This window comes from Flavobacterium sp. UW10123 (assembly GCF_040538975.1).
Lineage (GTDB): Bacteria > Bacteroidota > Bacteroidia > Flavobacteriales > Flavobacteriaceae > Flavobacterium.
The window spans coordinates 1-20,595 of sequence record NZ_JBEWQE010000009.1 but is presented as its reverse complement, the minus strand read 5'-3'; the positions used below and the strand labels follow the sequence as shown (position 1 = coordinate 20,595).

Here is a 20,595-nt window from a genome sequence, read left to right as displayed (position 1 = left end):
ATGACATTTTTATTTTCGCAGGAAGTATTTTCACAGGAAATAAAAAAAGACAGTGTTAAAAGACCCAAAATCGGATTGGTTCTAAGCGGCGGTGGCGCCAAGGGTTTTGCCCATATCGGAGTTTTAAAAGTTCTGGAAGAAGCCGGAATCAAAATTGATTATATTGGCGGAACTAGTATGGGATCTGTAATCGGTGGACTTTATGCTTCTGGCTACAACGCCTCGCAAATTGATTCGATTTTTAAAAAAACCAATTTTGACGAATTAATTAACGATTATATTCCGCGTTCGTCCAAAAACTTCTACGGTAAAAAGAATGACGAATTATATGCTGTTGTTTTGCCGTTTAGCAATTTCAGAATTGGCATTCCTGAAGCTCTTTCAAAAGGAATGTATAATTATAATTTATTGAGCAGCTTAACTAGAAATGTGCGTCATGTTCGTGATTTCAACAAACTTCCGACTCCGTTTTTATGCATCGGAACCAATATTGAAACTGGCGAAGAAGTTTTATTAAACAAAGGAAATCTTGTTCAGGCCATGATGGCAAGTGCTGCTTTTCCTTCCCTATTTACTCCTGTAGAAATTGATGGAAATTTATTGGTTGATGGCGGTGTGGTAAATAATTACCCAATACAGGAAGTTCGCAATCTTGGTGCAGATATCATTATCGGGGTTGACGTTCAGGACGATTTGCTGAAAAGAAAAAACCTGAAAAATGCCACGAGAATTTTGGTTCAGATTACCAATCTGCAATCTATCGAAAAAATGAAAAACAAAAGAAAAGATACCGATGTTTATATCAAGCCGGATATTCGTGACTTTGGCGTTATTTCATTTGACCGAGGAGAAGAAATCATCAGAAAAGGAGAAGAAGCGGCTTTTGCTGTCTATGAAAAACTCAAAACATTGACAGATGAAAATAATTTCTATAAAAAACCAAAATTAAAACTAGTTTCAGATACTCTTCATATTCAAGATATAAATACTGATAAATTAGAAAATTACACCAAAGAATATATTCGCGGTAAACTTCGTTTCAAACCAGGAAGCACCATAACTTATGATGGACTTAAAGCTGGAATTAACAACTTAAATGCTACACAAAACTTTAGCACGATTTCCTATTGTCTTCAGCCAAATGGAGACAAAGACAACTTAGATTTAGTTTTAAGAGAAAACCCAACTCAGACCTATCTAAAACTTGGTCTTCATTATGATGGGCTTTACAAAAGTGCTGTTTTATTAAATCTCACTCATAAAAAGACTTTCTTAAAGAATGACGTTACTTCGCTCGACATTATTTTGGGCGATAATTTCAGATATGATTTTAACTATTATGTCGAAAATGGTTTTAATATCAGTTTTGGTTTTCGTTCCAGATTGAATCAATTTAATAGAAATGTAACGACTAGTTTGAGTGGCGTTCTTAAAGAAACCCCAAATGTCAATCTTATTAATGTTGATTTCATGGACATAAATAATCAAGCTTATTTTCAAACTATTTTTGTACAGAAATTTTTAATGGGCGGTGGTCTAGAATATAAATATTTAAAAATCAGTTCGCCAACACTTACCAATGAAGACAATATAATTGATAAAAGCAGTTACTTTAGTGCCTTTGCTTATTTGAAATATGATTCGTTTGATGATAAATATTACCCAAGTTCTGGATTATATTTTTCTACAGATTTGCAGACCTATATGGCATCATCAGATTATACCAATGAATTTAAACCATTTTCTATCGCAAAAGCCGAGGTAGCAATTGTTAGACCTCTATTTAAAAAAGCAACCATAAAATTTGGGTCCGATGCCGGGTTTAATATTGGCAGTGACAGCGTTCCGTTTTTTGATTTCATATTTGGAGGTTATGGCTACAACAAAATAAATAATTTCAATTATTTCTACGGATATGATTTTCTAAGCATTGCTGGCAACAGTTATATTAAAACTGATATTAATATTGATTACGAAATCTTCAAAAAAAATCACATCAATGTATCAGCAAATTTTGCCAACTTAGGAGATGATATTTTTTCTTCTGTAGATTGGGTTTCTATGCCTAAGTACACAGGATACGCAATTGGTTATGGTTTAGAAACCATAATTGGACCAATTGAAGTAAAACAATCTTGGTCTCCAGAATTGTCAAAAAGCTTTACGTGGTTTAGTATCGGGTTTCAATTTTAGCCTTAAAACAGAGAATACTTCAATAAATTCTGTCTATTTTTTTACATCATAAAAATTAAATCGAAAAAACTAAGTTATTTTATAGTTATAAATAATATAATTTTTATTTTTACTTCGAAAAAATTACGACATTTGTTATAATGAAAACAAATTGGACAGGTTTATTAGAGTATCTTCAATTCCTCATCAAGAGAAATCCCGAGTAATGGCTCTATCGAATTGAAATAATTAGTCAATTGAAAAAATTGAACTGATTGTTTATCTCTGCAATTCAAATTTTCGAATTATCTAATTTACTAATTATCTAATTGAAAAGCCATGCCACTATATCATAAACTTGGGGATTTCCCTCAAAAAAGACACACCCAATTCGAAAAACCAAATGGAGGTTTTTACTACGAACAATTGTTCGGAACTGAAGGTTTTCACGGACATTCGTCTCTATCTTATCACGTACACAGACCAACACAGGTTAAAGAAATTTTAAATTCTTATTCGGTTGAACCTAAAATTGCAATCGGAAAAAATATAAAATCACTTCTTTTTAAAGGTTTTGAACTAAAACCTGAAAATGATTTTTTGGATAGTCGAAAAGCTATGTTAGTTAATAAAGACTGCATCATAGGTTTGGCTGCACCAAAAGAATCGCTTCGAAATTATTTCTACAAAAATGCCGATGCCGATGAAATGCTTTTCATTCACAGAGGAAAAGGAAAATTAAGAACCATGTTAGGAAATATTCCGTTTGAATATGGCGATTATTTAATTATTCCGCGTGGCATTATTTATCAGATTGATTTTGAAACAGAAGACAACCGATTATTTTATGTAGAATCGTACTCTCCTTTTTACACTCCAAAACGTTATAAAAACCAATCTGGCCAGCATTTAGAGCATTCTCCGTTTTGCGAGCGTGATTTTATTCTGCCTAACGAATTGGAAACGCACGACGAAAAAGGCGATTTTTTAATTAAAATCAAAAAAGAAGGGATGATGCACGAAGTGGTTTATGCCACACATCCGTTTGACGTTGTGGGCTGGGATGGCTACAATTTCCCATACGGATTTTCAATTCACAATTTCGAACCTATAACTGGGCGTGTACACCAACCGCCACCAGTACATCAAACTTTTGAAACAGCAACTTTTGTTGTTTGTTCATTCTGCCCAAGACTTTACGATTATCACCCAAAAGCTATTCCAGCACCATACAATCACAGCAATATAGATTCTGACGAAGTACTATATTATGTTGATGGTGACTTTATGAGCCGTAACAATATCGAGCAAGGTCATATTACTTTACACCCAAAAGGAATTCCACACGGTCCAGCGCCTGGCGCAATGGAACGCAGTATCGGTCACAAAGAAACTCAGGAATTAGCCGTTATGGTGGATACTTTCCGTCCATTAATGGTTACTGAAGAAGCTATGGGTCTTGATGACGGTCAGTACTATAAATCTTGGACTGAATAATTTTTTAATGTGGCAATATGTCAATTAGATAATTAGACAATTAAATTTTGTAATTTTAAACCTACAAAATTAATTATCTCATTATCAAATTTTCTAATTATCATATTAAACAAATGACTTTTAATGAAAAATACAAAGACAACGCTCTTTTAATTAAGACTTTCAATTTCGCGCTAAACATAATTGATTACACAACAGAACTTCAAGATCAAAAGAAATTCGTAATTGCAAATCAGTTATTAAAAAGCGGAACATCTATTGGAGCAAATTCTAAAGAGTCACAAAATGCAGAAAGCAAAGCTGATTTTATTCATAAACTAAAAATTGCAATCAAGGAAGCAGATGAAACAGAGTATTGGCTGTTTTTATGTGATGCTCATAGAGAATATCCAAATTGCAAACGTTTATTAAATGATCTTTCAGAAATTTTAAAAATTTTAAATAAAATAATATCAACATCAAGGAGGAATTAGAAAATTAGAAAATGTGTCAATTAGAAAATTAACGCATTTCAAGAATTATCTCATTTTCTCATTATCAAATTATCTAATTATGAGCAAAGAAGTAAAATCAGTAGAATACGGATTAGAAAAAATATTTGAGGGAGCACAAGATTTCCTTCCATTATTAGGAACAGATTATGTAGAATTTTATGTAGGTAATGCTAAACAAGCAGCGCATTATTACAAATCTGCATTCGGATATCAATCATTGGCTTACGCGGGATTAGAAACTGGAGTAAAAGACAGAGCGTCTTATGTTTTAAAACAAGATAAAATCAGAATTGTTTTAACTACTCCATTAACAGCAGATTCTCCAATTAATGAACATCTGAAAAAACATGGTGACGGAGTAAAAGTTGCAGCTCTTTGGGTTGAAGACGCTACAAAATCATACGAAGAAACTATGAAACGTGGCGCTCGTTCTTTCATGGAGCCAACTGTTGAAGAAGATGAATTTGGACAAGTGATCCGTTCTGGAATTTATACATACGGAGAAACTGTTCACATTTTTGTTGAAAGAAAAAATTACAATGGAGTTTTCTTGCCGGGTTATAGAGAATGGAAATCTGATTTTAACCCAGAATCAACTGGATTAAAATATATAGATCACATGGTTGGAAATGTTGGATGGAACGAAATGAACACTTGGGTAAAATTCTACGAAGAAGTTATGGGATTCGTAAACTTCTTATCTTTTGACGACAAACAAATCACTACAGAATATTCTGCTTTGATGAGTAAAGTAATGTCTAACGGAAACGGAAGAATTAAATTTCCAATCAACGAACCAGCTGAAGGAAAGAAAAAATCTCAAATCGAAGAATATTTAGATTTCTATGGTGGTCCTGGAATTCAACATATTGCGATAGCTACAGATGATATTATCAAAACCGTATCTCAATTAAGAGCACGTGGTGTTGAATTTTTATCAGCCCCTCCTCATACTTATTATGAAGCAATTCCAGAAAGATTAGGAGTTCACATGGACATGATGAAAGAAGATTTGAACGAAATCGAAAAATTAGCGATCATGGTAGACGCCGACGAAGATGGTTACTTATTACAGATTTTTACTAAGCCAGTTCAAGACAGACCGACGCTTTTCTTCGAAATTATTCAGAGAATGGGTGCAAAAGGGTTCGGCGCAGGTAACTTTAAAGCCCTTTTTGAGTCTATCGAAAGAGAGCAAGAATTGAGAGGAACACTATAAATTGTTAATTTTGATACACAAAACAGCATAATTCGCCAAAAAATGATGGTTTTTTTGCAAATGTTATGTTAAACTTGACTTTTGCTATTTGATTTTTGAACTTTCTATCTATCTTTGCACTCGCAAATCAGGAAGGGGTGGTTTCCTTCCGAATTGATATAAATTTCATAATTTATAGTTTTTTGGTTAGTTAATAGCATAAAAACTCAGTCATCTTTGACTGAGTTTTTTTGTTTTGGTACATTTGGAATAGAATTTGCATTTATCTATCTTTATAATTAAATGTAACGATTGTACTATGAAAAAGCTCATCCTCACTATATTAGCACTAACACTACTAGCTTTCAGCCCTCAAAAAGAAGACGCTTTCGACACTGGAGAATATTTCAAATTTAGAATACATTACGGAATTGTAAATGCTGGATATGCAACACTTGAAGTTAAAGACGCTACCATAAACAACAAAAAGGTATATCACTCTGTTGGAAAAGGTTACACAACTGGAATGTCGAAATTTTTCTTTAAAGTGGAAGATTTATATGAAAGCTATTTTGACAAAGAAACAGGAAAACCGTACCGTTATGTCAGAAAAATTGACGAAGGCGGTTATACCAAAAATCAAGAAGGTTTTTTTAATCAAAATGAAAATAAAGTTTTAGTAAAAGACTATAAACGAAAATCAGAAAAAACCATTATGGTTTCAGAAGAAGTCCAAGATATTGTTTCTGCATTTTATTTTCTGAGAAACCATCCAAATATCGACAAACTCAAATCTGGAGAAGCCATTACAATCGATATGTTTTTTGATGATGAAATCACAAAATTTAAGTTAAAATATGTAGGTCGTCAAGATATAACGACTAAATTTGGAACCGTTTCTACGATGGTCTTCAAACCATTAGTACAGACTGGAAGAGTATTTAAAGAAAAAGAAAGTTTAACGCTCTGGATAACAGACGACGTAAACAAAATTCCAATTAGAATTAAAGCAGATTTGGCAGTAGGATCTCTTAAAGCCGATCTTGATGAATATAAAGGATTGAAAAGTCCACTTAAAGCAAAAAAATAATGAACCCTACAGATCATTCTGAAGCAATTTTAAAAGAAATTGACCTTAAATTTCAAGCCATAAATCAAAAAACTGACGTTCAGTTAGAAGGATTGCTTTGGGCAAAACCAATTACTTATTGGGATTACATTCAAACTGATGCGCTATTAAATCTACAAATTCAGCGCACTACACTTCCTGACGAAATGGTTTTTATCATGTATCATCAGGTAAATGAATTAATCTTTAAAATGATTTTGTGGGAAATTGACCAGATTGCAGAAACAGAAAACATTCAGGTTGATTTTTTCAGCGAAAGATTATCAAGAATTACAAGATACTTTGACATGCTTACCAATTCGTTCAGCATTATGGAAAACGGAATGGAAGTAGATCAATATATGAAGTTCAGAAATACTCTTACTCCAGCAAGCGGATTCCAAAGCGCTCAATATAGAATGATCGAATTTGCTTCAACTGATGTTATCAATTTGACAGACCGCAGATACAAAGCAAACTTTGATGAAAACACCGATTTGGAAACCAGCTTTGAACATCTTTATTGGCAAGCAGCCGGGAAAGATTATCAGACCGGCGAAAAATCATATTTGTTGAATGAGTTTGAAAAGAAATATAAAGAGCCGTTTTTAAGACAAATGGCTTCTTTCAAAACAAAAAACCTTTGGCAAAAATTCATCCAATTACCTATTGAAGATCAACAAAATGCAGCATTGATCGATGCAATGCGTCATTACGACAAAACAGTAAATATTACTTGGGTAATGCAACATCTTAATACTGCAAGAAAATACATCTTGGAAAGTGGAAAAGGCAATGGCGAAGCTACAGGTGGAAGTGATTGGCAAAAATATATGCACCCAAAATACCAAAGACGCATCTTTTTTCCTAAATTGTGGACCGAAGAAGAATTGTCCAATTGGGGAAATGAAACCGAAGTTTAATTTCACCACAAAAAATTTATAAAGTTTGAAAAAAGCAGTCGTAATTTTAATTGTCTTGTTTTCTATTTTTTCATGTAAAAAAGAAGAAGAAAAAGTAGAAGCAAAAATTACTAAACCAGCAACCAAAAAAATAGAATTCGGTTTTAATTACGCAGACTTTAATGTTGTTAATGATACTATTTCAAAAGGAGATTCTTTTGGATCAATTCTTCAAAGCCAAAATATTGGAGATAAAAAAGTACATGATATTGTTGAACAAGTAAAGGATTCTTTTAATGTTAGAAGTATTCGTTACGGCAAACCTTTTACATTGCTTCGTTCAAAAAATAAAACCAATAATCTTCAGGCTTTTATATATCAACCTGATGCATTAACCTATTATGTAATTGATTTCAGAGACAGTATTGCAAAAGCTTATAAAAAAATAAAACCGGTAACTTTAAAAAGAAAAATTATTGGCGGAGTTTTAAAAACTTCATTATCTGAAACTTTAGGAGGCGAAGATGTAGAAACAGCTTTGGCCAGCAGAATTACAAAAGTATTTTCTTGGTCTATTGACTTCTTCAAACTTAAAAAAGGAGATCGTTATGGGTTAATTTTCACAGAACGTTTCATTAACGGAAAAACGTATGATGGCGTTGAAGATCTTGAAGCCGCATTTTTCGAGTATAAAGGTAAAATCGTTTATGCTTTTCCTTTTGAAAGAGACACTACTTCTGGAAAGATTGAATATTATGACGATCAAGGAAAAACACTTAAAAATTTCTTCCTAAAAACGCCGATCAAATTCAGCCGAATCACTTCAAGATTCACAATGAATAGATTTCACCCTGTTCAGCATACTTGGAAAGCACACAAAGGAACCGATTACGCTGCTCCAACAGGAACGCCAATTTCTACTACGGCATCGGGAGTTGTAGAAACTACAGGCTATACTGCAGGAAACGGAAACTTTGTAAAAGTAAAACACAACGGAACCTACTCTACTCAATATTTACACATGTCTAAAATCTTGGTTCGCCGCGGACAACGCGTTACGCAAGGCCAGACAATTGGTTTAGTTGGAAGTACAGGTTTAGCTTCTGGTCCACACGTTTGTTATCGTTTCTGGAAAAATGGCGTACAAGTAGATGCGCTTCGATTGAATCTTCCAACTGGAGAATCTCTAACAGGAAGCGATAGAACTCGTTTTATGACTCAGATTGAACCTCTGAAAAGAGAGTTAGACAGTATTGGAAATCTGTAAATCATCTTTTTGAATTGAAAATCATGAAAAACGCACGCCTTAAAACCATGTATCATGAAACTTTTTCTGGTTTAAAATTATTTTACAGAGACAGCAATCTTTCTGAGAATTTGATTTCAAATTATAAAGTCGGACAGATCATTCAAGAAAAAGGTTTTACTGATATGAGTTCGATTGGCGGTGGACTTTCTGGAAATTTGAGATATTTAATTGCAAGCGCGCATGCCAAAGATTTGTCAAAATTTAATCCTGATTCCGCAAAAATTGGACATTTTCTTTTAGACTCAATTACCTATTTTAAAGTATTGGACATTCAGAAAGTAGATGATAAAACGCAAGTCTTTCTTTTAAATATTCCAGACAATTCGATTTCACTTTTCAAAAATTCATCTTCAAACTTAGAGGAAGAAATTATAGAAAAAGCTCAAAAACGCTTTCGCGAAAAAATCGATGCCGTTTTAATCCCAGAATTGCAAACCGAAATTTGGAAAGAAAGAACTAAACTTCCAATTGGAATGGATGAAAACGGTCAGTTATTTTTTGATGATTCTAAGATCAAAACTGAATCTCCAAAAAGAATTGATGTTGATATCACAAAGAAAATAATAGAGATTAATAAAAAGCCTTGGTGGAAATTTTGGTAAACAAACTTCTTAATTATTAGGAATATCTTTTTCTAAATTCAGAAGGATTCATTCCTTTATGTTTTTTAAAAACTTTATTTAAATGGCTTTCATCCGAAAAATTTAACTCATCTGCAATTTCATTAATTCGCATATCGCTGTTTAAAAGTCTGGCTTCAATTAATCTCAGTTTGTAGTTTCCAATATATTCTTGCAATGTTTCACCCGTTTGCTTTTTAAAATATTTACCCAAATAATTAAGAGCGATACTAAAGTGACTACTTATTTTTTCTGATTTTAATTCTTTTGGATTGTAGATATTCTCTTGAATATAATGGAGAATTTCAAGAACCATTTCTCCGGTTGTTTCTTTAATATTCTTTGGGAGTTTCAAAGCAATGTTTCTTGCAACAATTATAATTATTGTATTTACAATCTGCTCAATAATCTTTTGATGATATATCTGCTGATTGTTTTGCTCACTGATTATATTTTCTATCAATGAAGCAATTAAAGGTTTATCAATTTGATTTTTCAAAATACAACATGGGCGATGACTTGCATTTTGCAAAATATACTCCATTCTCAAAACTGTTTCGGATTGCCCATTTTGAGAACCTGCTTTTACGTAATATTCATTAAATCGAAGAAAGAAGAATTTTGTTGGTGTTATAATTTCAAACGAGTGCACATCTTGTGGTGTCACCAAAAATAGATTTCCTTTTCGATATTGAAACTTATTGTCATTAATAACTTGAATTCCTGTTCCATCAACAATATAAATCAATTCAAAGAAATTGTTTTTCCGAATTGTTTTCGGAAACTGCTCCAGTTCTTTAAAATCAACTTCAAAAGGAAGATATAAATTCTTGTTTGTCATTATGCTAAAATACAATTTTAGTACCAATAAGTACAATTTTCAACGAAAGCTAACTTCTTAATTTTGTTTCAGATAACAAACTAAAAATCTGCAAAATGAAAATACTTTTAATTGGAGCAAATGGTGAAATTGGTAAACTATTGCATCCTGCTTTCGCAAAAAATCATGAAATAATTTCGGCTGGAAGAAACAGCGGCGATTTCAAAATCGACTTATCAGATTCAAATTCGATTGAAAAATTATTTGAAGAAGTAAAAAACATTGACGCTTGTATTTGTGTGGCGGGCGATTGCTACACAGGAGATTTACTTTCGCTTGACGAAAAAAAATTAAATATTGGCATTCAAAACAAATTGCTTGGACAAATTAATCTAGTTTTAATTGGCCAAAAACACTTAAACGATAACGGATCAATTACACTCACTTCAGGAAAAATGGGCGATAAACCCGTGAAGAACAATATAAGCAAAGCTATTGTAAATGGCGGAATCAACAGTTTTGTTTTGGCAACTTCGTTAGAATTAGAAAGAGGAATCAGAATAAATGCTATTAGTCCGGCAAAAGTCGTGGATATTCCAACTGAAGATTTAATAAACGCTTATGCGAAGAGTATTGAAGAAACTATAAATGGAGAAATTATTAAGGTAAACTATTAAATTTTTAAAAGATGAAAAAAGCAATTTTGATTCTATTGATTTTGATTTTAAATTCAATACACGCACAAAAAAAATCTGATTTTTCGGGTTCATGGACTTTGGTTTCGGTTGAAAACACAAATTCTGACGGAACCAAAAGCCTTCCGTACGATGTAAATCCGAAAGGCTTTTTGTTCTTTGATGAAAAAGGAAATTATACAGTTCAGATTTATAAAGACAAAAGAGCAAAAATTATTTCAGGAGATAAAAATAAATGCACACCCGAAGAAAACGCGGCAATTGTTCAAGGAAGCAATTCGCATTTTGGCGAATATGAAATTGACGAAACAAATAAGACAATAACTTTTAAAATAAAAACGGCATCTTTTCCAAATTGGGAAGGAACGATTCAAAAGAGATCGTATACATTTACAAACAACCAACTTAAATATGCTGTAACCAATACTACGCAAGGCGGAAAATCGGTAACAGCTGAAGTTGTCTGGAAAAAGTTATGATGTCGTTTTCATAAAACGTTTTCGTAACTAATTGTTATATAATTGCAAACCGCTCCCCTTTTAAAAGTTATTTCAGTATTTTTGTGTTTCAGAAAACAAACTCAATTATAGATAAAAATGGCTTTAAACACAACAAACCCAACTGGGACTGAAGCGTGGAAAAATCTACAAAACCACTATAACGCAATTCACGAAACCACAATACAAGAATTGTTTCAACAAGATAGTGCACGTGCTGAAAAATTCAACTTGCAATGGAATGATTTTTTAGTAGATTACTCAAAGAATAATATTAGTCAAGAAACGGTTTCTCTTTTATTAGAATTAGCAAACTCGATTGGACTGAAAGATGCAATTGCTCAATATTTTGGAGGAGAGCTAATCAATCAGACAGAAAATCGCGCTGTTTTACACACTGCATTGCGCGCTCCAGAATCGGCAATTATCAAAGTAGACGGAGAAAATGTAATTCCTGAAGTTTACGAAGTAAAAAATAAAATCAAAAACTTTACACAAGAAGTAATCTCTGGACAAAGAAAAGGTTACACTGGAAAAGCTTTTACTGATATAGTAAATATCGGAATTGGTGGTTCTGATCTTGGTCCTGTTATGGCTGTTGAAGCTTTACAGTTTTACAAAAATCACTTAAATACACATTTCGTTTCAAACGTTGACGGCGATCACGTTAATGAAGTTATCAAAAAACTAAATCCTGAAACAACGCTTTTTGTAATTGTTTCTAAAACTTTTACTACCCAGGAAACACTTTCTAATTCTGAGACTATTAAAGAATGGTTTTTAAAATCGGCTTCTCAAGAGGATATTGCAAAACACTTCGTGGCAGTTTCTACAAACATTCAAAAAGTAACTGAATTCGGAATTAACCCAAACAATATATTCCCGATGTGGGATTGGGTTGGAGGAAGATTTTCTCTTTGGAGCGCTGTTGGATTAAGCATTGCTTTGGCTGTTGGATTTGATAACTATAATGATTTATTAAGTGGCGCCTATGAAATGGATGAACATTTTAAATCAACAGAATTTGACGAAAATATTCCTGTTATTTTAGCTTTATTAAGCGTTTGGTACAATAATTTTTATGCTGCCGAAAGTGAAGCTTTAATTCCATACACGCAATATTTGCACAAACTTGCTCCTTATTTACAACAAGCTTTTATGGAAAGTAACGGAAAAAGTGTTGGCCGTGACGGAAAACCGGTTAATTACCAAACAGGAACGATTATTTGGGGAGAGCCAGGAACAAATTCTCAACACGCTTTCTTCCAATTAATTCACCAAGGAACAAAAAGAATTCCAACAGATTTCGTCGGATTTGTAAAACCACTTTATGGCAACGAAGATCATCACGATAAACTAATGTCAAACTTCTTTGCACAGACTGAAGCTTTAATGAATGGAAAAACTCCAGCTCAGGTTCAAGCAGAATTTGACAAACAAGGATTAGCTGCTGAAAAGGCATCTTATTTATTGCCTTTTAAAGTTTTCACAGGAAACAAACCGACAAACACTATTTTGATTCAAAAACTTACTCCAAAAAGCTTAGGATCATTAATCGCATTATACGAACACAAGATTTTTGTGCAAGGTGTTATTTGGAACATTTTTAGCTTTGATCAATGGGGTGTTGAATTGGGCAAACAATTAGCAAATTCAATTTTAGATGAAATTAATTCTAAAACTGTAAAAAATCATGATAGCTCGACTTCATTTTTGCTAAACCACTTCTTAAAAAATAAATAAGAAGCAAAAAATTAAAAATTTCCTAACCTACTGAAACGTCTTAATTTAATCGAAATTAAGGCGTTTTTTCGTATAAAATATCGCTGAAAAACACAAAAAAGCAGTTGATTTGCACGTTTTCACTTACAACTCAATTAAAATTATTGCATTTTTAACAAAAAATGCTATTTAAAATTCAACAAAACTATATTTTTTTTACATAAAAGAGGAAAATTCATTTTAATGCGCAGCACAAAAGACAAAACTTCTTTTTCTTAACATTTCGATAACATTATCTGAGTTATTTGTTATAATTTTGCCAAAAACAATAAACTCAATAACAAAATGAAGAAAATGAAAAATTGGTTACTGACTGGACTATTTTTTATGATAGTTTCGACCGTATTTTCTCAAGGAAAAGTTACTGGTAAAATTACCGACGGAACAGGCGGATTACCAGGAGCAAATGTAGTTATCAAAGGATCTACTACAGCAACTTCAACAGATTTTGATGGTAAATTTACACTTAGCACACCATCAAGCACAGGAGAGATTGTAATCTCTTTTTTAGGTTATGACAACCAAACTGTAAAATTTACAGTAGCAAACGGTGCAACTACTAACTTAGGAACAATCACTTTAGTTTCAAATTCTAACGAATTGAGCGAGATTGTAGTTAAGAGTAGCACAGTCGACATTGCAAAAGACAGAAAAACTCCTGTTGCTGTTTCGACAATTAAAGCTGCTGACATTCAAGCAAAATTAGGAAACCAAGAACTTCCTGAAATGCTAAAAAGCACACCATCTGTTTATGTAACAAAATCTGGTGGTGGATTTGGAGATTCAAGAATTACAGTTCGTGGATTTAGCCAAAACAACGTTGCGGTAATGGTTAACGGTATGCCAGTTAACGACATGGAAAATGGTTCTGTTTACTGGAGTAACTGGGCTGGTTTATCTGACGTTACTTCTTTCATTCAAATTCAAAGAGGTTTAGGATCTTCAAAATTAGCTATTGCTTCTGTTGGAGGAACTATGAACTATGTAACTAAAGCTTCTGATTTGAAACAAGGCGGTACAGTTGGTACTTCTCTTGGTAATGACAATTTCTTCAAATCTAATGTTGCTTACAACACAGGAAAATTAGACAGCGGATTCTCTGCATCTGTTTTATACAGCCACACTCAAGGTGACGGTTATGTAGATGGAACTCAATTTAACGGAGATAACTACTATATAGCTCTTGGTTATACTACAAAAAACAACAAGCACGATTTCCAATTTACAGTTACTGGTGCTCCACAATGGCACGATCAAAGAAATACTTTTATCACGATCGCTCAGTATCAAAAATATGGTTCAGTATCTGATCCAAACATTAGATATAACTCAGATTGGGGGTATAAAGATGGTCAGGCTTTCAACATGACTAGAAACTATTACCACAAGCCTGTAACTTCATTAAACTATGATTTCCAAATTAATGAAACATCTAAATTATCTGCTGTAGCTTACGCTTCTTTCGGACGTGGAGGAGGATCTAGAGGAGCAGGTGGTGCTGGAGGAAACAACTATGCTTCTGATGTATTTAGAACTGCAGATGGTTTAGTTGACTATGACAAAATTGTTCGTTGGAATACAGGACAAGAAGTTATCAGATATAACAATACAGATAATGTTCGTACAACAAACGGAACAACTGGAGAGTTCCAAAATAGTGTTGCAACTGGTAGAACTGGCACAAACGCTTCAAACTACAAGTATGACACTACTTCAGGTATTTCTCAAATTTCTTCTGTTAACTCTCACAACTGGTACGGTGCAATTGTTAACTTCAACAAAAAATTTACAGAAAATTTAACTTGGGATCTTGGAATTGACGTTAGAGGATACAAAGGTCTTCACTACCAAAATGTAAATAACAGATTAGGAGCAGATTCATACATTGACAATTTGGATATTAACAATCCTAATAGAACTTTATACGGCACATACTCTACTTACGCTCCTTGGAATGTATTTAAAGATACTGACAAAGAAGAAAAAATCAACTTCAACAATGATGGTGATGTAAGATGGTATGGTGGATTTACTCAATTAGAGTATACTTCAGACAAATTTACTGCATTCGTTCAAGGTGCACTTTCACAACAAGGATTCAAGAGAGTTGATTATTTCAAATATCCTGCAGGAACACCTTTAGCAAGTACAGATTACGAGAATATCCTTGGTGGTAACGTAAAAGGTGGTGTGAACTACAACATCAATGAACACCATAACGTTTTTGTTAACTCAGGATACTATTCAAAACAGCCATTCTTTAACGCAGTCTACCCAAACAACAGTTCAATTGTAGCAGGTAACTTAACAAACGAAAAAATCTTTGCTGTTGAAGCGGGATATGGTTTACGTACAAGTAAGTTCTCTGCAAACGTTAACTTATACAGAACTTCTTGGAAAGACAGATACCAAAGATCTAATGATGGTGCTGCTGATAATCCAGGTGGCTACTTTGATTTCGCTGGAATTACAGAAATCCACTCAGGTATTGAGATTGATGGTACTGCTAAAGTACTTGACAAACTTACTATTACCGGTATGCTATCTCTTGGAGATTGGAAATACGAAGGAACAAGTACAAGTAACCGTTACGATTCAGGTAACAATCAAATTGGAACTGGTTCAACATTATACCTTGATGGTGTAAGAGTTGGAGACGCTGCTCAAACAACTGCTGCTTTAGGTGCAACTTACGAGATTTTACCACGTTTTACTGTTGATGCAAACTACAACTACGTTGATAAATTGTATGCTAGCATCTCTCCTGGAAACTTTACTAAAGAAGATAACAGAGGAGCATTACAATTGCCTTCTTACGGAACTGCTGATGCAGGATTATCTTACAAACTATTAGTAGGTAAAAACAAAAGCAACTCAGTAGGTTTCAGATTAAACGTAAACAACGTTTTTGATTACACTTACATCGCTGAAGCAAAAACAAATATTTTTGCTGCTGATGTTCCTACTGTTTCAACATACAAAGGTATTGCTACTACAAACCAAGTATACTTTGGCTTTGGTAGAACTTGGAACTTCGCATTACGTTACGATTTCTAAAATTTAGAATCTAAATAAATAATAAAAACGGCATTGACTTTTAAGTTTAATGCCGTTTTTTTATAGCCTTTTTTGCTATATTTGTTTTTAAACAAAAAACACCCCTTATGTATAATTTTCTACAAAAATTTCACTCTGGTTGGGCGTATTTAGCATTACTGCTTTTAGTTATTGCAGTTGTTAATGCCATTCTTGGAGTAACTTCAAAAAAAGAATTTACTGCTAAAGATCGTAAAATCGCTTTATTTGCTTTAATTGGCACGCACACTCAATTATTGATTGGTTTAATCTTATATTTTGTTTCTCCACTTGGAAAAGCAGCTTTCGGACAAATGTCTAATGCAGAACTAAGATTAACTTCATTAGAGCACCCTCTAATTAACATTATTGCTATCATCCTAATTACTATTGGATGGTCTAAACATAAAAAATTAGTAAATAGCGAAGCTAAATTTAAAACCTTTGCTATTTTTTACACATTAGGACTATTGCTTATTTTAAGTAGAATTCCATGGAACCTTTGGTTCTAAAAATACCAATTAAAGGCCCTTAATCAGGGCTTTTTTTATCTCGGCATATTATTTGTACAAACTCCCCCCAAGTCTGAAAAAGAATAACCCATGAGAAATAAAAAAAACATTTTATTCGCCACAATCGCTTTAACCTTAATTAGCGGCTTTACTTATGTGATAAGCCAAACCAAACCTACAACAGAACCTAAAATCATTCAAGATACTGTTAAAAATATAAAACCAACTATTATCCCATTACCGGATTCGGTTTTTACAGACAAAGGTTTAAAACTTAGACCATACAAGAAAAACGCTCATGCTTCCTACTATGCTGATCGTTTTAATGGAAAAAGAACCGCTAACGGAAGCCGATTTAACAACAACAGCTATACTGCAGCTCACAAAAAGCTTCCTTTTGGAACTAGAGTAAAAGTAACTAATGAAGCCAATGGCAAATTTGTTATCGTCAAAATTACAGACCGCGGTCCATTTGTAAAAACTCGTGAAATCGACTTATCTAAAAGAGCTTTCATGGATATTACAAAAAGTAAAGGTGCCGGAGCAATGAAGGTTACCATCGAAACCATAATAGAATAAAAAAATCCCGCTTAAAGCGGGATTTTTTATTTAAACGAATTTTTTTATTGACATTATAACTCCAGTATGAAGCCCTTCATGAAAATTATTAAAATCTAAAGCTCCTTGAATATGGCGAAGCGTAAATCCGATACTAGTAGTGTATTCATGATAATTAACAAACAGACCGCTTTCAAAATCATTTTTTGTTTTTTCTAATGTTGTAGAAAGCAATGTTCTAATTTCATCAACCTCAGCTTGAGAAACATCTCCTTCTGGTTTGGTTCCTTTTTTATATTTGTTAACGAAATCTTCAGAAACCATTGTTGGAAGACCCGATAATTTATAAACCAAAACCTGTTGCGAAGAAATACAATGGCCCATATTCCAAATAATATTATTACTGAAGCCATCTGGAATTTTGTTTAATTGTTCTAATGAATGACTATCTAAGATTTTCAAAAGAACTTCTCTAATTGTTTTTTGTACATCAAAAACTGAACTCATAATTTTATTTTTTTTTCTAAAATTAGTCATTTTTAAGTTTCAAATGGATTTTCTTTGCATTCTAACAAATTCATAAAATAATGGACAAAATATACTACTTATCGTCTTGCGATACCTGCAGAAAAATTATTAAAAGTCTACCTGAAAACAATTTGGTTTTTCAAGACATCAGACAAGATCCAATTACAGAAGAACAATTGGAAGAAATGCACAAACTTGCCGGAAGCTACGACGCTTTATTCAGCAGAAAAGCACAGTTATACAAATCAATGGGACTTAAAGATCAAGCTTTAACAGAAGCCGATTATAAAAAATACATTTTAGAACATTACACGTTCTTAAGCCGTCCAGTTTTTATCATTGATGGTAAAATTTATATCGGCAACAGCCAAAAAAATGTAGCTGAAGTGATAAACGCACTATCGTAAGAATAAACGTAAATTTTGATCTATAAAACTGATTCACAATTTACAACACAAAGCAGCAAACTTTTATTTATCTTTGCGCCTTTATACTCAATTATATGATACAATCTATGACAGGGTTTGGCAAAGCTTCTTTGCAATTGCCTACAAAGAAAATTACCGTTGAAGTAAAATCTCTAAACTCTAAAGGTTTGGATTTAAATGTAAGAATGCCATCGGTTTATCGTGAGATGGAACTTGGATTACGAACTCTTATTTCGACTAAACTGGAAAGAGGAAAAATTGATTTTGCAATCTATGTAGAAAACACCGCAGAACAAACTTCAACTAAAGTAAACGTACCTGTCGTAAAAAATTATATCGCACAGTTAAAAGAGGTGAATCCAGATGCCGATGAAACTGAATTAATGAAAATGGCTGTTCGTATGCCTGACACATTAAAAACAGAACGCGAAGAAATTGATGAGAATGACTGGGAGCAGATTCAAGTTATAATTGATGAAGCACTTCAAAATATTTTAAACTTCCGTAAAGACGAAGGAGAATCTCTTGAAAAGGAATTCAATTTAAGAATTGGAAACATTCGTCAATTCATGAACGATACATTGGCACTTGATCCAGAACGCGTACAAGCAATTAAAGATCGTCTGCAGACTGCAATTTCAGAATTACAGGTTAATGTTGATGAAAACCGCTTTGAACAGGAACTAATCTACTATTTAGAAAAATTAGATATCACAGAAGAAAAAGTACGTTTAGGGAATCATTTGGATTACTTTATAGAGACTTTAAACGGAAATGAAGCCAATGGTAGAAAACTTGGTTTTATCACTCAGGAAATGGGACGTGAAATTAATACTATGGGTTCAAAATCAAATCATGCTCAAATGCAGAAATTGGTAGTGATGATGAAAGATGAATTAGAGAAGATAAAGGAACAGGTCTTGAATGTTTTGTAAACGCTATAAGCTTTAAGCAATAAGCCATAGGCAACAAAATACCACAAAAACATAAGAGCTTAGAGCATATTGCTTAAAGCCTAAAGCACAACAATAATGAACAAAGGAAAATTAATTGTTTTTTCGGCACCATCGGGATCAGGAAAAACAACTATCGTAAAACATTTACTTGGGAAAGAAGATTTAAACTTAGAATTTTCAATCTCAGCCGCTTCACGTGAACCACGCGGAGAGGAAGAACACGGAAAAGATTATTATTTCATTTCACTAGAACAATTCAAAAAGCACATTAAAGCAGAAGAATTCTTGGAATGGGAAGAAGTGTACCGCGATAATTTCTACGGAACTTTAAAAGCAGAGATCGAAAGAATCTGGGCTATGGGAAAAAATGTGATTTTTGACATCGATGTTGCTGGAGGATTACGCATCAAGCATAAATTTCCCGAACAGACTTTAGCCGTTTTCGTAAAACCACCAAGTGTTGACGAATTAAAACGCCGTTTAAAACAACGTTCTACAGAAAGCGATGACAAAATCAATATGCGTATCGCTAAGGCATCAGTTGAATTGGCAACTGCTCCTCAGTTTGACACTATTATTAAAAACTACGATTTAGATACTGCTAAAGAAGAAGCTTATCAATTAGTGAAAAAATTCGTAAACAAGTAATTTTATTACGCAGAGATACACAAAGAAAAAACACAGAGATTCGCAAAAGCTTTTATATAAACTTTGCGAATCTTTGTGCTATCTTAGCGACTCTCTGTGAAACCACAAAAAATGAAAGTAGGTCTATATTTCGGAACATACAATCCTATACACGTTGGTCATTTGATCATTGCCAATCATATGGCTGAGTTTGCAGATTTAGATCAAATTTGGATGGTCGTTACGCCTCATAATCCGTTAAAAAAGAAAGCAACTTTATTAGACGACCAGCAACGCCTTCAAATGGTTTATCTGGCAACAGAAGATTATCCAAAGATAAAACCTTCAGATATTGAGTTTAAATTACCTCAGCCAAGCTATACCATAATTACTTTGGAACATTTAAAAGAAAAATATCCAAATCACGAGTTTTCCTTAATTATGGGCGAAGACAATCTGAAGACATTTCATAAATGGAGAAACTATGAAGTAATTCTCGAAAATCATAATATTTATGTATATCCGAGAATTTCTGATGAACCTGAAAATCTGGAACTAAAATTGCACCCAAAAATTCATGTAATCGATGCGCCGATTGTAGAGATTTCTTCGACTTTTATTCGAAATAGCATTAAAGAAGGTAAAAATATTCAGCCTTTGCTACCGCCGAAAGTTTGGGAGTATATTGATCATAATAATTTTTATAAGAAGTAATTAAACACAATCTTGTCATTTCTGTAAAGGTTAGATATTTCGGTAACAAAATTTAACTTTAATAAATTTTGTTGCGATGAGAAATAACAGTCAGGATTCAACA

Annotated in this window: 20 protein-coding genes; 18 read left to right on the top strand and 2 right to left on the bottom strand. The window is 33.1% G+C overall.

The window, feature by feature from the left end; all coding sequences use genetic code 11:
* The 8 genes from ABXT06_RS11460 (at position 1) to ABXT06_RS11425 (ending at position 9,282) form a co-directional block, all read left to right on the top strand.
* Positions 1 to 2,193, top strand: coding sequence for a patatin-like phospholipase family protein (locus ABXT06_RS11460; protein ID WP_354590888.1), 2,193 nt, complete (start codon positions 1 to 3; stop codon positions 2,191 to 2,193).
* 318 nt (positions 2,194 to 2,511) lie between these two features.
* The gene (locus ABXT06_RS11455; protein ID WP_160783022.1) at positions 2,512 to 3,669 is read left to right on the top strand and encodes a homogentisate 1,2-dioxygenase; all 1,158 of its coding nucleotides are present in this window, start codon (positions 2,512 to 2,514) and stop codon (positions 3,667 to 3,669) included.
* Positions 3,670 to 3,782: 113 nt separating this feature from the next.
* Complete coding sequence (locus tag ABXT06_RS11450; RefSeq protein ID WP_274254640.1) at positions 3,783 to 4,142, top strand: four helix bundle protein; 360 nt, start codon at positions 3,783 to 3,785, stop codon at positions 4,140 to 4,142.
* 79 nt (positions 4,143 to 4,221) lie between these two features.
* Positions 4,222 to 5,382, top strand: a complete 1,161-nt coding sequence (gene hppD / locus ABXT06_RS11445; RefSeq protein ID WP_354590887.1) for a 4-hydroxyphenylpyruvate dioxygenase — start codon at positions 4,222 to 4,224, stop codon at positions 5,380 to 5,382.
* Between the two features lie 298 nt (positions 5,383 to 5,680).
* Positions 5,681 to 6,451, top strand: coding sequence for a DUF3108 domain-containing protein (locus ABXT06_RS11440; RefSeq protein WP_354590886.1), 771 nt, complete (start codon positions 5,681 to 5,683; stop codon positions 6,449 to 6,451).
* Complete coding sequence (locus ABXT06_RS11435; protein ID WP_354590885.1) at positions 6,451 to 7,392, top strand: tryptophan 2,3-dioxygenase family protein; 942 nt, start codon at positions 6,451 to 6,453, stop codon at positions 7,390 to 7,392. The genes ABXT06_RS11440 and ABXT06_RS11435 overlap by 1 nt, the downstream gene beginning before the upstream one ends.
* Before the next feature lie 25 nt (positions 7,393 to 7,417).
* Positions 7,418 to 8,638, top strand: a complete 1,221-nt coding sequence (locus ABXT06_RS11430) for a peptidoglycan DD-metalloendopeptidase family protein (RefSeq protein WP_354590884.1) — start codon at positions 7,418 to 7,420, stop codon at positions 8,636 to 8,638.
* A 23-nt stretch (positions 8,639 to 8,661) separates the two neighbouring features.
* Positions 8,662 to 9,282, top strand: a complete 621-nt coding sequence (locus ABXT06_RS11425) for a hypothetical protein (protein ID WP_354590883.1) — start codon at positions 8,662 to 8,664, stop codon at positions 9,280 to 9,282.
* Between the two features lie 16 nt (positions 9,283 to 9,298).
* On the opposite strand, the gene ABXT06_RS11420 is transcribed toward ABXT06_RS11425, so the two are convergent.
* The gene (locus tag ABXT06_RS11420; RefSeq protein ID WP_354590882.1) at positions 9,299 to 10,141 is read right to left on the bottom strand and encodes an AraC family transcriptional regulator; all 843 of its coding nucleotides are present in this window, start codon (positions 10,139 to 10,141) and stop codon (positions 9,299 to 9,301) included.
* Positions 10,142 to 10,236: 95 nt separating this feature from the next.
* On the opposite strand from ABXT06_RS11420, the gene ABXT06_RS11415 reads away from it, so the two are divergent.
* The 6 genes from ABXT06_RS11415 (at position 10,237) to ABXT06_RS11390 (ending at position 17,260) form a co-directional block, all read left to right on the top strand.
* A complete protein-coding gene (locus tag ABXT06_RS11415; RefSeq protein ID WP_354590881.1) occupies positions 10,237 to 10,797 on the top strand; it encodes a short chain dehydrogenase in 561 nt (186 codons plus the stop codon).
* A gap of 11 nt (positions 10,798 to 10,808) precedes the next feature.
* Positions 10,809 to 11,294, top strand: coding sequence for a lipocalin-like domain-containing protein (locus ABXT06_RS11410; protein WP_354590880.1), 486 nt, complete (start codon positions 10,809 to 10,811; stop codon positions 11,292 to 11,294).
* Positions 11,295 to 11,411: 117 nt separating this feature from the next.
* The gene (gene pgi / locus ABXT06_RS11405; protein WP_354590879.1) at positions 11,412 to 13,055 is read left to right on the top strand and encodes a glucose-6-phosphate isomerase; all 1,644 of its coding nucleotides are present in this window, start codon (positions 11,412 to 11,414) and stop codon (positions 13,053 to 13,055) included.
* Positions 13,056 to 13,379: 324 nt separating this feature from the next.
* Positions 13,380 to 16,151: a TonB-dependent receptor gene (locus ABXT06_RS11400; protein ID WP_354590878.1), complete on the top strand. Its 2,772-nt coding sequence runs from the start codon at positions 13,380 to 13,382 to the stop codon at positions 16,149 to 16,151.
* A gap of 107 nt (positions 16,152 to 16,258) precedes the next feature.
* On the top strand, positions 16,259 to 16,681 hold the full coding sequence (locus ABXT06_RS11395) for a hypothetical protein (protein WP_354590877.1): 423 nt from the start codon (positions 16,259 to 16,261) through the stop codon (positions 16,679 to 16,681).
* 90 nt (positions 16,682 to 16,771) lie between these two features.
* Entirely contained in the window at positions 16,772 to 17,260 is a 489-nt protein-coding gene (locus ABXT06_RS11390; protein WP_354590876.1) for a septal ring lytic transglycosylase RlpA family protein, read from the top strand.
* Positions 17,261 to 17,290: 30 nt separating this feature from the next.
* Here the strand turns inward: ABXT06_RS11390 and ABXT06_RS11385 are convergent, their stop codons facing one another.
* Positions 17,291 to 17,746 (bottom strand): DinB family protein, encoded by a 456-nt coding sequence (locus tag ABXT06_RS11385; RefSeq protein ID WP_354590875.1) that lies wholly within the window; start codon positions 17,744 to 17,746, stop codon positions 17,291 to 17,293.
* Positions 17,747 to 17,826: 80 nt separating this feature from the next.
* Here ABXT06_RS11385 and ABXT06_RS11380 point away from each other — a divergent pair, with 80 nt between their 5' ends.
* The 4 genes from ABXT06_RS11380 to nadD all read left to right on the top strand — a co-directional run bounded on the left by ABXT06_RS11380 (position 17,827) and on the right by nadD (position 20,492).
* Complete coding sequence (locus tag ABXT06_RS11380) at positions 17,827 to 18,174, top strand: arsenate reductase family protein (RefSeq protein ID WP_354590874.1); 348 nt, start codon at positions 17,827 to 17,829, stop codon at positions 18,172 to 18,174.
* Between the two features lie 95 nt (positions 18,175 to 18,269).
* Positions 18,270 to 19,130 carry a YicC/YloC family endoribonuclease gene (locus tag ABXT06_RS11375; protein WP_354590873.1) on the top strand — a complete coding sequence of 287 codons (861 nt, stop codon included), beginning with the start codon at positions 18,270 to 18,272 and terminating at the stop codon, positions 19,128 to 19,130.
* 96 nt (positions 19,131 to 19,226) lie between these two features.
* Positions 19,227 to 19,799 (top strand): guanylate kinase, encoded by a 573-nt coding sequence (gene gmk / locus ABXT06_RS11370; protein ID WP_354590872.1) that lies wholly within the window; start codon positions 19,227 to 19,229, stop codon positions 19,797 to 19,799.
* A gap of 111 nt (positions 19,800 to 19,910) precedes the next feature.
* Positions 19,911 to 20,492, top strand: coding sequence for a nicotinate (nicotinamide) nucleotide adenylyltransferase (gene nadD, locus ABXT06_RS11365; protein WP_354590871.1), 582 nt, complete (start codon positions 19,911 to 19,913; stop codon positions 20,490 to 20,492).
* Positions 20,493 to 20,595 lie beyond the last annotated feature (103 nt).